The following is a 12,610-nucleotide window of genomic DNA, read 5'->3' as shown; positions in this document are numbered from 1 at the left end:
CATCATTGAAAAACCTGCGGCCGCGTTCATTGAATATGAACCGGCGTCATGTTAGCGATTGCCATCAAGGCGAGTGGCTAAGCGCTGTTGGCTTCAACTTGCGTGACGCATAGCTCGGTCGATCTCGGTCGCATTCCTTCACGGAATGCATTGGAGGCGTCTTGCTGGGTCTTTTTCGAGCGTTCTCATTGTGTTGTGCGCAGATTGATGCGGCGATCGCCGTCGGTGACGACGCGCGCGTGAACATGCTGGATCGCTCGGTCGAACCGCTCGTCGACGCAATTCTCGGGCATGCCGCTACGAGCATTCTTGAAGTTCATATGCAGCTGGAATTCATCAGTTGCCTTATCGACCAATATGCGGACGACGGTGAGACCGTTCGCGGTTATGTCGCGCTGCTTTCGGCGCTTATGGAAAGGTACTTCGGGGGATCTGCACCCCGTTGGCGGATGCCGCCGGTTGAGCGGCAGCCTGTTACCGATCCTTTTGCGTTCGCGCCGAGCGTCGACAATGGCCACTTTCTGAATGCTGCAATCCTCGATGCGATGCCCGACCGTGTCGCGGTGCTGACGAGGGACTATCGCTATCTTTATTCGAACACCGTCAACTCGGCATATCTTGGCCGGAAGCCAATCGATATGATTGGTCGTCACGTGATGGAGTTTATTGGCGAGAAGCGCTTTCACGAAGGCGCGAAGGCAAAGCTCGACGCTTGTTTTGCGGGGCGTGGCAGCGACTACGCCTACGAGCGCCACGACAGCGACGCGGTGAAGATCGTCCACTGCCGCATGTCGCCATTGCGAGATTCGTCTGGAAGTGTGATCGGGGCCTTGATCATCTTGCAGCACGCGGGAGCGAAGGCGCCGACCGTCGTCGCGTAATCAGGCCTTCGTCCACACGGCAAGTTCATATCCGTCCGGATCACTGAAGTGAAACCTGCGTCCACCGGGGAAGCCGGTGATGGGTTTTACGATGGTTCCGCCGGCAGCTTCCACGCTTGAAAGGGCGGCCTCAAGATCATCCGCGTAGAGAATGACGAGAGGCCCGCCGGGCCGGGGATTGCCTAGCGTCGTAAACCCGCCTTTCAGCCGTCCGTCATCAAATTCGCAGTATTCGGGACCATAGTCGGTAAAGGTCCAGCCGAAAGCCCTGCCGTAGAACGCCTTGCAGGCCTCTATATCGCTGACGTTAAATTCGACGTAGTCGATGCGTCGGTTGTCCCCTGTTGCAGCCATGATCGCCTCCTATGCTTCCATCAACGCCTTGAGTGCCGTGAGATCTTTCGCGACGTGGGCGGCATCGGCCTCGAACTGCTCGTCCGTCATGCCCGGGATGCGCAACAACGTGAACATGACCTCGCAGCCATCGCCGTTCGGCACGATCCGCAGTGCGTTGTAGACCCGTAACCCGCTCTCGATCGTCACTGTGTGGTCGATGACGCCGAACTCGTTGTTCGGGACGAAACTGACCTTGACCGTGCCGAGCGGACCAGTGGCAATCCAGTCGTCGCCGTTGCGTTCCAGCCCGGAGGCCAGTCCAGAGGCCCAAAGCGGCATGTTCTCCGGGGCGGCGGCAAAGGCATAGACGTCGCGCCAGTTCCTGTCGATGGAGCTGTGGACGATCCTTGCGGGCATCGTAGACATGGCATTTTCCTGTGTTGCTCTCAATGGAGATAGCAGAACGGCCAGTTTCATATTGAAGAAAACGGACGTTCAACCGGCTATCTGCTGCTGAAGCTGCATGGGCGTCAGCGTGGAAATTTCGCGCGCATCTCGGGTCATATGCGCCTGGTCGGCATAACCGGCTGCCACCGCCAACTCCGCGAGCGGAAGGCTCTTGCTGCTCCGGCAGAGGCCGAGCATGCGCTGAAACCGGCGAATTCGCGCAAGGGTCTTCGGTCCGTAGCCGAAATGGGTGTGGCAACGCCGGCGAAGCTGGCGCGCCCCGATGGACAGGTCCTCGAGCATCGCGTCGGCCACGTCGCCGGACTGCGAAATACCGCTTGCGCGCGCAAACACCGAGGCCATGTCACCGGCCGGCGCGATGCGTCTGGCGGCCTCCTGCTCAAGTGCGGCTTTTAACTGCAGCAACCGTTCGTTCGATCCGACACCGACGCCCAGCAATTCATTCAATCTCAAGGCCGCCGCGCCCCAGAAATCCTCCAGAGGAATGGACTGTCCGACGATGTCGCAGAGCTGCACCTTGAGCCACCCGGCTGCGGCGCCCGGAGCGAAGCGCGCACCCACTATCCTCTCGCCACCGGCAAGCGACGGAAAGGCACTGCTGCGGTCCGGTCCGGCCACCACCAGCGTGCCACCCATCCAGACGATGTCGCAATAACCGTCCGGCACGATCGCTATCCGATCGGCTCCGCTGCGGATCTCGTGTGACCAAAGACAATGAAAATGAGCGCCAAGCACAGGCGAGGGCGCATACTCCGTGTATCGGCCTGCGCGAGCGGCCAGAACGGCCTCCTCCTGTGTTGCTGCGCGGCTCATTGGTCCTCTTCCTGTAAGATCAAGTGGGAATATGGCTTAGTTTGCGATGCCGGCAATACGAGGCCGATTCGAAGCCGAATCGAACTTGCCGTTTGAGCCAGAGAGTGCCACAACACCGGTCCAAAAATGACTCATCGGAGGTGTATCGTGGAAAAGGCAGAAATCGGGCTGATCGGCCTTGCCGTCATGGGTTCCAACCTGGCGCTCAACATTGCGGAAAAAGGCAACAAGATTGCTGTCTTTAACCGTACACCTGAGAAAACGGATGAATTCTACGAAAGCGCCGGCGATCTGAAGAAGAAGATCATTCCCTGCAAGACGATCGAGGAGTTCGTCGAAGCGATCCGCCCGCCGCGTCCGATTATCATCATGATCAAGGCCGGTGAGGCCGTCGATCAGCAGATGGAAGCACTGCGCCCGCATCTTTCCAAGGGCGACATCATGATCGATGCCGGCAACGCCAACTTCCGCGACACGATCGCCCGTTTCGACCGCCTGAAGAACACCGACCTGACCTTCATCGGCATGGGTGTCTCGGGTGGTGAAGAGGGTGCACGCCATGGGCCTTCGATCATGGTCGGCGGCACCGAGGACTCCTGGAAGCGCGTCGAGAAGGTGCTGACCTCGATCGCCGCCAAATACAACGGTGATCCTTGCGTTGCCTGGCTCGGCAATGACGGTGCCGGCCATTTCGTCAAGACGATCCACAACGGCATCGAATATGCCGACATGCAGATGATCGCCGAAATCTACGGCATACTGCGCGATGGTCTCGGCAAGAGCGCCAAGGACATTTCCGGCATCTTCGGCGAATGGAACAAGGGTCGCTTGAACTCCTACCTGATCGAGATCTCCGAGAAGGTGCTGGCCGCGAGCGATCCGGTCTCCGGTGGCCCAATGGTCGACATGATCCTCGACAAGGCCGGCCAGAAGGGCACCGGCAAGTGGTCGGCGATCGAAGCGCAGAACATGGGCATTCCGGCAACCGCGATCGAAGCCGCCGTTGCCGCCCGCAGCCTGTCGTCGATGAAGACCGAGCGCGAAGCCGCCGAGAAGATCTTCGGCAAGCCGGAATACAAGTTCCCGATCGCCTACGGCCCCGAACTCAACAAGGATCTGGAGCTGGCGCTGTTCGCCGCCAAGATCGGCGCCTATGCGCAGGGCTTCGCCGTCATGGCGGAAGCATCGCGCGAGTTCAACTGGTCGCTGCCGATGCCTGTCATCGCCAAGATCTGGCGAGCCGGCTGCATCATCCGCTCGCAGTTCCTTGACGAGATCACCTCGGCCTTCACCAAGGCTCCGGATGCTGCCAACCTGGTCGTGACGCCTGCCTTCTCCGAGATGGTCAAGGAATCGATCCCGGCGCTGCGCCGCGTCGTTGCGGCGGCCGTGCAAGCCGGCCTGCCGGTTCCGGCGCTGACCTCGGCGCTGACCTATTTCGACGCCTATCGCCAAGGCCGCGGCACCGCCAACCTGATCCAGGCGCAGCGTGACTTCTTCGGCGCGCACGGCTTTGATCGCCTCGACAGCAAGGACTTCCACCACGGCCCGTGGGGTAGCGGTGCGGCAACCTTCTGAGCCGGCGCGCGTTCCCAAAATGAAAAAGCCCGGCCGGAGCTGGGCTTTTTTGATTCTCGCCGCTTTGGTTTCCTGTTGGGTCAGTCGAAGACGCCGTCCGGCCAGGTCGGCTGGCTGACGCTCTGCAGCTTTTCGGGCGGAACGCCTTCGATGCGGCCGATCACCGCGCGGGCGAGTTCGCGGCCGGCCTCGCGAACGTCCTCGAAACAGGTGATCATATTCGGTCGTATCCAGTTGAGGATCTCGGTCGATTGCTTCGAGACGAGGTCGACGTCGCGACCGACGACGCAACCGGCAGCCTCTACACCGGCATTGACGGCGATCGCGCCGGCGGCCGAGGAGGAAACGATGCCATCTGGCGCATGCGAGGAACGCATCAGCGCCTCCACCTCGTCGCGTATCTGCTGCAACGGCGCGTCGATGTTGACGCGCAGCGGGATCTCTTCGGCGCCATAGACATGCAGCGCCGTCTGGAAGCCGATCCGCGTATGGGCGAAATAGGTGAGCCGGCCTGGCGGCGGCAGCAGCGCTATCTTCCGACGGCCTTTGGCGACGAGGGCGCGGACGGCCTGATAAGCGTAAGCCTCGCTGTCGAAATCATGATAGGGATGTTCGAGATCGCTCTCGGTGCGCCCGTGCGTGGAGAAGGGCATGTTGCGTTCGATCATCAGGCTGACGCGAGGGTCGTCGGGCTCGATTCGCGAGATAATAACGCCGTCGGCGGAGCCGGTGTCGAGAATGTAGCGGACCGGTAATAGCGGATCCTTGGCGATGGAATACGGCGTCACGACGAGGTGATAGGGCGTGCCCGACAAAACGTCCGAAATGCCGAAGACAATCTGGCTGGTGAAGCCCATGATCTCTTCGTCGATGCTGAGCACAAGCGCGATGACGTTGGTTTTGCCGGTTCTGAGGCGCACGCCCGCTCTGTTCGGCTGATAGCCGAGCTGGCGGGCGACCATGCGCACGCGCTCCTTGGTTTCGGCACCGATATCGGGCGCATCCTTCAGGGCACGCGAAACGGTGGTCACACCGAGGCCCGTCATGAAGGCAATCGTCTTGAGCGTCGGCCTCTCCCGCTGGAGCACGCCGGTGGCGTCTCCGAATTTTTCGTTATTTTTCATCCCTCTAGACCATCCTATGCGATTTGGTCCGCTTATAGAGTCTTTTTAGAAGCGTCGTAAGCGCAAGTGCGACCAAAGATGCTCCTCCCTCAGACAGCGAAATCTGTAACGATACAGTAGAATTGTCGAGACTTTTTTCGCGTTTGAACAGCATGGGTGCTCCCATAGGTTTAGTCATGGTGTTTTGGTCACATTTTTTGCGCCTGCGAATGAAACGTACCGCCGAAAATGCGATAACTACGATATTTTGTGCGTTAAAACAATTCGATAATTCCGATTGTGCACTTGCTCGCTCGTTGTGCTTTCCACGCTCTCCCGTGCAAAAATCAACGCCAATATGCAGCCTCAGATTGCAAAGAAAAAAGTTTAGAAATTTTTCATCGGCTGGCTGTTGCGCGAAAATATCGATTGCACTAAGTTTTTCCGGCAACGTTTCAGTGAGGGAGGAGAACTCATGAATTTTCGTTTGATCGCGGCTGCACTTGCCGCTTCCGTCGTGCTGCCGCTCGGTGCGGCGAACGCGACCGATCTTGAAGTCACCCATTGGTGGACTTCTGGTGGCGAAGCCGCTGCCGTGGCAGAACTCGCAAAGGCATTCGACGCGACAGGCAACAAGTGGGTCGACGGTGCGATCGCCGGCTCCGGCGGTACCGCGCGTCCGATCATGATCAGCCGCATCACCGGCGGTGATCCGATGGGTGCCACGCAGTTCAACCATGGCCGTCAGGCCGAAGAGCTGGTTCAGGCTGGCCTGATGCGGGACCTGACCGACGTCGCCACCGCCGAGCACTGGAAGGATATCGTTCGTCCGTCGAGCCTGCTCGATTCCTGCACGATCGACGGCAAGATCTATTGTGCCCCGGTCAACATCCACTCCTGGCAGTGGCTGTGGCTCTCCAATGCAGCCTTCAAGAAGGCTGGCGTTGAAGTGCCGAAGAACTGGGACGAATTTGTCGCCGCCTCTCCGGCACTCGAAAAGGCCGGCATCGTTCCGCTCGCCGTTGGCGGTCAGCCCTGGCAAGCTGCCGGCGCGTTCGACGTGCTGATGGTTGCCATTGCCGGCAAGGATACCTTCCTCAAGGTGTTCAAGGACAAGGACGCTGAAGCGGCTGCCGGTCCGGAGATCGCAAAGGTTTTCAAGGCCGCCGATGACGCTCGCCGTATGTCCAAGGGCAGCAATGTTCAGGACTGGAATCAAGCAACCAACCTCGTCATCACGGGCAAGGCCGGTGGCCAGATCATGGGTGACTGGGCGCAAGGCGAGTTCCAGCTGGCTGGTCAGAAGGCCGGTACCGACTACACCTGCCTTCCGGGCCTCGGCGTGAACGAAATCATCTCCACCGGTGGTGATGCCTTCTACTTCCCCCTGCTCAAGGACGAAGAGAAGTCTAAGGCACAGGCTGTGCTTGCCAAGACGCTTCTCGATCCCAAGACGCAGGTTGCCTTCAACCTGAAGAAGGGCTCGCTGCCAGTTCGCGGTGACGTTGACCTTGGTGCAGCCAACGACTGCATGAAGAAGGGTCTCGACATCCTCGCAAAGGGCAATGTGATCCAAGGTACCGACCAGCTTCTGTCGGCGGATAGCCAGAAGCAGAAGGAAGACCTCTTCTCGGAGTTCTTCGCAAATCCGTCGATGACGCCGGAAGCCGCTCAGAAGCGCTTCGCTGAAATCATCGCTTCTGCCGACTGATCGTCGCTTTTCCGACGCTGTTGCGATCCGGCTCCGTGTGACGGAGCCGGATTTGCCCGGAACTCCCATCGTGTCCGGGTGGCGGCAGCGCTCGAGGCTGGTAGCAGCTGATGCAGGGCATCCGGCCTTGGTATGGGAGTGAGAAGAGGAGGCGACCGGTAGACGGTTCGCTGCTCTGGATCACAGCAGAATTGCGATTCAGGAGGAATTACAATGACGGGTCAAGCGAAAGCCGGCCGGCCAAATCAGTTACTGCGCAATCTGAATTCGAAGATTGCATCCATTCCGATGATCCTGACCGCCTTGGTCATCTTCGTCGGTGGCTCGGCCTGGACGGTCGTTTATTCATTCACGAACTCGAAGCTCCTTCCGCGGTTGAGCTTCGTAGGTCTCGAACAATACAGGCGCCTGTGGGCTGCCCCGCGCTGGATCGTGTCCATCGAGAATCTTGCGATCTACGGCGTGCTATCGATTATCTTCAGCCTGGTGATTGGCTTTGTGCTCGCGGCGTTGATGGACCAAAAGATCCGGTTCGAAAATACGTTCCGTACGATCTTCCTCTACCCATTCGCCCTGTCTTTCATCGTTACCGGCCTCGTCTGGCAGTGGATCCTGAACCCTGAGTTTGGCATCCAATCAGTTGTCCGGTCGCTTGGCTGGACAAGCTTCAATTTCGACCCGCTCTACACACCTGAAATCGTCATCTACGGCATTTTGATCGCCGCGCTGTGGCAGGGCACGGGTCTCGTCATGTGCCTTATGCTCGCCGGCCTACGCGGTATCGATGAAGACATCTGGAAGGCCGCGCGCGTCGACGGCATCCCGATGTGGAAGACCTATCTCTTCATCGTCATTCCGATGATGCGGCCTGTCTTCATCACGACGCTTGTCATCATCGCCAGTGGCATCGTCAAGGTCTACGACCTGGTGGTGGCGCAGACATCAGGTGGTCCAGGCATCGCCTCTGAAGTGCCTGCGAAATACGTTTACGACTACATGTTCCAGGCTCAGAATCTGGGGCAGGGTTTCGCCGCCTCGACCATGATGCTGGTCACCGTCGCGATCATCATCATCCCGTGGGCCTATCTGGAATTCGGAGGGCGTAAACGTGCCTGATTCTGTTACTCTCAAGACCTCCGGTGGCCGCGCGTCCGGCCCCAGCGGCCCGAAGCCGAAGCGGGTGATCTCTCCGCGCAACATCATTCTCTATGGCACGCTTTTTGTTGCCGCTGCATATTACCTTCTTCCGCTTTACGTGATGATGGTCACGTCGCTGAAGGGCATGCCCGAAATCCGCCTCGGCAATATCTTCTCACCGCCGGTCGAAATCACCTTCGAGCCCTGGGTGAAGGCTTGGGCGACGGCCTGCACAGGCCTGAACTGCGACGGCCTCTCGCGCGGCTTCTGGAATTCGGTGCGTATCACCGTTCCCTCGGTGGTCCTGTCGATCGCCATTGCCTCGGTGAACGGCTATGCGCTCGCCAACTGGCGCTTCAAGGGTTCGGAAGTCTTCTTCGCGATCCTCGTCGTCGGCGCGTTCATTCCCTATCAGGTGATGATCTATCCTATCGTTATCGTGCTGCGTGAGATCGGCGTCTATGGAACTCTGACGGGCCTGATCATCGTGCACAGCATCTTCGGGATGCCGATCCTGACGCTGCTGTTCCGCAACTACTTCGCATCGCTGCCGCAGGAGCTCTTCAAGGCTGCCCGCATCGATGGGGCCGGCTTCTGGCAGATCTTCCTGAAGATCATGCTGCCCATGTCGCTGCCGATCTTCGTCGTCGCTATGATCCTGCAGGTCACCGGCATCTGGAACGACTTCCTGTTCGGCGTCGTCTTCACTAGGCCGGAATACTACCCGATGACCGTGCAGCTCAACAACATCGTCAACTCTGTCCAGGGCGTGAAGGAATACAACGTCAATATGGCCGCAACGATCCTGACGGGTCTGGTGCCGCTCGTTGTCTATTTCGTATCGGGACGACTTTTCGTCCGTGGTATTGCCGCTGGCGCAGTGAAAGGCTGATCCATGAATTCAAGTGTTTCCATCCGAGATCTCTCGTTGAACTTCGGTTCGGTCAGCGTTCTCAAGGACCTCAACCTCGAAATCAACGACGGCGAGTTCCTGGTTCTCCTGGGCTCTTCCGGCTGCGGCAAGTCCACGCTGTTGAACTGCATCGCTGGACTGCTTGACGCATCCGACGGCCAGATCTTTATCAAGGGCAAGAACGTCACCTGGGAAGAGCCGAAGGACCGCGGCATCGGCATGGTCTTCCAGTCCTACGCGCTTTATCCGCAGATGAGCGTCGAGAAGAACCTGTCATTCGGCCTTCAGGTCGCCAAGGTGCCGCAGCAAGAGATCGACAAGCGCGTGGCGCGTGCGGCAGAGATCCTGCAGATCCAGCCGCTGCTGAAGCGCAAGCCGGCCGAGCTTTCGGGCGGCCAGCGTCAGCGTGTTGCGATCGGCCGCGCACTGGTTCGCGATGTGGATGTATTCTTGTTCGATGAGCCGCTTTCCAACTTGGACGCCAAGCTGCGCTCCGAACTGCGCGTCGAAATCAAGCGCCTACACCAGTCGCTGAATAACACCATGATCTACGTCACGCACGACCAGATCGAAGCGCTGACCTTGGCCGACCGTATCGCGATCATGAAAAACGGCATCATCCAGCAGCTTGCCGACCCGACGACGATCTACAACAAGCCACGCAATCTCTTTGTTGCAGGCTTTATCGGCTCGCCGTCGATGAATTTCTTGCGTGGGGAGATCACCAAGCAGGGTGACGAGCCTTTCTTCACCGCCAACGGCGTGAACTTCTCTGTTGCAGCCTATGAGGCGCCCGAATCGCTGCAAGCGGGCCGCAAGGTCATTCTCGGCGTTCGTCCTGAACATGTGAAGGTCAACGAGAATCTCGGCGCCGAGGTCCACGAAGCGACCGTCGACATCGAGGAACCAATGGGCGCCGACAACCTGCTTTGGCTGAAGCATGCCGGCCACACAATGTCCGTGCGTATCAATGGTGCACGCCGCTTCAGCCCCGGTTCCGCCGTCAAGCTCGGCTTCGATATGTCGCTGGCGTCGCTCTTTGATGCGGAGACTGAACTTCGCATCTAGAAATCGCAATAGGGCGGAGCGTATAGTTCCGCCCGTTCTCCAATCGGCCATCTGGCCACCAAGTTCGGCTGCGGCCCGCGATTGCGGGCGGTCCTAAGCGCGGCCCGATCGGGATAATGCTATGACTTCCTTGCCGACAAACGGGTTTAACCTCGACCTATCCGGATCGTGGAAGCTCACCTCAGCCGACGGCGAGGTCACGACATCGATCACGCTGCCGGGCGATGTGCACACGGCGCTGCATGCCGCTGAACTGATCCCCGATCCCTATTTCGGCCGTAACGAGGAGATCGTTCAGTGGGTGGCGCAACGCGACTGGGTGCTGGAACGTAGTTTCACGCTGTCCGAGCCGGACGGCGACTGGTATCTCGATATCGACTATCTCGATACCGTTGCCGCGGTGTTCGTCAACGGTTCTCCGGTGCTGCTCGCCGACAACAGCTTCCGTCGCTACCGGCCCGATGTAGGTGGCCAGCTGAAGACTGGCGAGAACCACATTCGGATCGTGCTGCACTCGAGCATTTCGGCCGGTGCCGACCGGCAGGCCAAGCAGCCGTTCTACATCCCATATCACCCCGGCAATTCGCCTATTGCGAATGGCAATATGCTGCGCAAGCCGCAGTGCCATTTTGGTTGGGACTGGAACATCGCGATTGCGCCGCTCGGCCTCTATGGCACGATCGCTTTGCGCAGGCTCGAGACTGCGCGCATCGACCACGTCACGACACGTCAGGTCCATAATCTCGACGGCTCCGTCGATCTGCAGGTGACGGCGACATTGTTCGCCAAGAATCCGGGGATTGTGCCTGTTCATTTTACGCTCGACGGGGAACGCATTCGGCTCGACGTGGGCGTCGGCGCCGGCGAAACCGTCGTCAACCACGTCTTCCAGATCGATAAGCCGCGCTTGTGGTGGCCGGCGGGCAGTGGTGAGCAGGCGCTCTACACATTGACTGTCGAACTTCCGTCGGATGCGGTCAGCAAGCAAATCGGTCTTCGCACGGTCGAGCTGATCACGACGCCCGATGCCGCCGGCAGCCGTTTCGCGCTGAAGGTCAACGGCCGCGAGATCTTCTGCCGCGGCGCCAACTGGATCCCGGCTGATGCGCTGTTTTCGCTGTCATCGCCCGAGAAGACTGAAGACCTGCTGCAGTCGGCTCATGCCGCAAACATGAACATGATCCGCGTCTGGGGCGGCGGCTTTTACGAACATGACTATTTCTACGATCTTTGCGATCGGATGGGCCTGATGGTCTGGCAGGATTTCATGTTCGCCTGCAACCTCTATCCTTCGACGGAGGATTTCCTCGACAACGTCGCGCTTGAGGTCGACTATCAGGTGCGCCGTCTGTCCTCGCATCCGTCGATCGCGCTGTGGTGCGGCGACAACGAACTGGTCGGTGCGCTCACCTGGTTCGACGAGTCGAAGAAGGATCGCGACCGCTATCTCGTCTCCTACGATCGCCTCAACCGTACGATCGAGCAGGCGATGAAGAAGGCGGCGCCCGACGCCATCTGGTGGCCGTCGAGCCCGGCATCCGGTTATCTCGATTTCGGCGATGCCTGGCATGCCGACGGTTCCGGCGACATGCACTACTGGTCGGTCTGGCACGAGAACAAGTCGTTCGACAATTATCGATCGGTGCGCCCGCGCTTCTGCTCGGAATTCGGCTTCCAATCCTATACGTCGCTGCCTGTCATCAAGACCTACGCCGATCCGAAGGACATGAACGTAGCGTCGCCTGTCATGGAACTGCACCAGAAGAATGCAGGTGGCAACGAGCGCATTGCCGGGACGATGTTCCGCTATTTCCGCTTCCCGAAGGACTTCCCGAATTTCGTCTATCTCAGCCAGATCCAGCAGGGTCTCGCAATCAAGACCGCAGTGGAATACTGGCGGTCGCTGAAGCCGCATTGCATGGGCACCATCTACTGGCAGCTCAATGACACATGGCCGGTCGCCTCGTGGTCGAGCCTCGACCACGGCGGTCGCTGGAAGGCGATGCATTATCTGGTCAAGCGCTTCTTCCAGCCGGTCGCCGTTGCGGCGATCCCTGATGAGGACGGCAAGCAGATCCGCTTCTCGCTGGTCAACGACACGCTTGCCGAGGTCAGCATCGACCTGTCGGTCTCGGTCCTCGACATGAAGGGCGAACGCAAGCACCTGAAGGACGTGCAGGCGGTCTGCACCCCTGACGCAGCCGTAACGGCGACGAGCATCGACGTTTCCGAAATTCCTGCCGGGACACTGCTTGCCTGGCGCTTCACGGCGTCGAATGGCATGGGTGGCGAGGGGCACTATGTGCACGGCACCTACAAGGCACTGGAGCTCGAGGCTGCGGGCCTCATGGTCACACACGAGTATGTCGAGGAAGACGGCTCCGTGTGCCTTAACGTCACTGCGAAGGGACTTGCGCTCTTCGTGATGATCGAGACCGAGACCGACGGCAAGTATTCAGACAATGCCTTCGATCTGGCGGCGGGCGAGACGCGCCGCATTACCTTCACCCCGGCAAAGCCGCTCGAGGGCGGCACCTTGCCTGAATTCCGTTTCTACGACCTGCAATCCTGTCAGTCCGTGGATTGATCCTGACTGAAATGC

At 59.3% G+C, this 12,610-nt stretch carries 11 protein-coding genes; 7 read left to right on the top strand and 4 right to left on the bottom strand.

Annotated elements, in window-relative coordinates:
- Positions 1-161 precede the first annotated feature (161 nt).
- Positions 162-881: a PAS domain-containing protein gene (locus tag RHIBUN_RS0118545; protein ID WP_025660697.1), complete on the top strand. Its 720-nt coding sequence runs from the start codon at positions 162-164 to the stop codon at positions 879-881.
- Here RHIBUN_RS0118545 and RHIBUN_RS0118540 read toward each other — a convergent pair whose 3' ends face one another.
- The 3 genes from RHIBUN_RS0118540 to RHIBUN_RS0118530 all read right to left on the bottom strand — a co-directional run bounded on the left by RHIBUN_RS0118540 (position 882) and on the right by RHIBUN_RS0118530 (position 2,498).
- Positions 882-1,235 carry a VOC family protein gene (locus tag RHIBUN_RS0118540; protein ID WP_025660696.1) on the bottom strand — a complete coding sequence of 118 codons (354 nt, stop codon included), beginning with the start codon at positions 1,233-1,235 and terminating at the stop codon, positions 882-884.
- A gap of 9 nt (positions 1,236-1,244) precedes the next feature.
- Positions 1,245-1,643 (bottom strand): polyketide cyclase, encoded by a 399-nt coding sequence (locus RHIBUN_RS0118535; protein ID WP_018854730.1) that lies wholly within the window; start codon positions 1,641-1,643, stop codon positions 1,245-1,247.
- 69 nt (positions 1,644-1,712) lie between these two features.
- Positions 1,713-2,498: a helix-turn-helix domain-containing protein gene (locus RHIBUN_RS0118530; RefSeq protein ID WP_025660695.1), complete on the bottom strand. Its 786-nt coding sequence runs from the start codon at positions 2,496-2,498 to the stop codon at positions 1,713-1,715.
- 126 nt (positions 2,499-2,624) lie between these two features.
- Between RHIBUN_RS0118530 and gndA the strand changes: the two genes are divergently transcribed.
- Positions 2,625-4,076 (top strand): NADP-dependent phosphogluconate dehydrogenase, encoded by a 1,452-nt coding sequence (gndA, locus tag RHIBUN_RS0118525; protein ID WP_198021162.1) that lies wholly within the window; start codon positions 2,625-2,627, stop codon positions 4,074-4,076.
- An 80-nt stretch (positions 4,077-4,156) separates the two neighbouring features.
- On the opposite strand, the gene RHIBUN_RS0118520 is transcribed toward gndA, so the two are convergent.
- A complete protein-coding gene (locus RHIBUN_RS0118520; protein ID WP_025660693.1) occupies positions 4,157-5,200 on the bottom strand; it encodes a LacI family transcriptional regulator in 1,044 nt (347 codons plus the stop codon).
- 454 nt (positions 5,201-5,654) lie between these two features.
- On the opposite strand from RHIBUN_RS0118520, the gene RHIBUN_RS0118515 reads away from it, so the two are divergent.
- From RHIBUN_RS0118515 to RHIBUN_RS0118495, 5 genes are all read left to right on the top strand, one after another.
- Entirely contained in the window at positions 5,655-6,890 is a 1,236-nt protein-coding gene (locus RHIBUN_RS0118515) for an ABC transporter substrate-binding protein (RefSeq protein ID WP_025660692.1), read from the top strand.
- 213 nt (positions 6,891-7,103) lie between these two features.
- On the top strand, positions 7,104-8,006 hold the full coding sequence (locus RHIBUN_RS0118510) for a sugar ABC transporter permease (protein WP_025660691.1): 903 nt from the start codon (positions 7,104-7,106) through the stop codon (positions 8,004-8,006).
- Complete coding sequence (locus tag RHIBUN_RS0118505; protein WP_018854736.1) at positions 7,999-8,919, top strand: carbohydrate ABC transporter permease; 921 nt, start codon at positions 7,999-8,001, stop codon at positions 8,917-8,919. The genes RHIBUN_RS0118510 and RHIBUN_RS0118505 overlap by 8 nt, the downstream gene beginning before the upstream one ends.
- A gap of 3 nt (positions 8,920-8,922) precedes the next feature.
- The gene (locus RHIBUN_RS0118500; RefSeq protein WP_025660690.1) at positions 8,923-10,008 is read left to right on the top strand and encodes an ABC transporter ATP-binding protein; all 1,086 of its coding nucleotides are present in this window, start codon (positions 8,923-8,925) and stop codon (positions 10,006-10,008) included.
- 121 nt (positions 10,009-10,129) lie between these two features.
- A complete protein-coding gene (locus RHIBUN_RS0118495) occupies positions 10,130-12,595 on the top strand; it encodes a glycoside hydrolase family 2 protein (RefSeq protein ID WP_025660689.1) in 2,466 nt (821 codons plus the stop codon).
- Positions 12,596-12,610: the final 15 nt, after the last annotated feature.

The sequence above is a fragment of the Rhizobium sp. IBUN genome, assembly GCF_000510625.1.
Classification (GTDB): Bacteria; Pseudomonadota; Alphaproteobacteria; order Rhizobiales; family Rhizobiaceae; genus Rhizobium; species Rhizobium altiplani.
The sequence above is the reverse complement of the archived record's forward strand: the minus strand, read 5'-3'. Positions and strand labels throughout refer to the sequence as shown.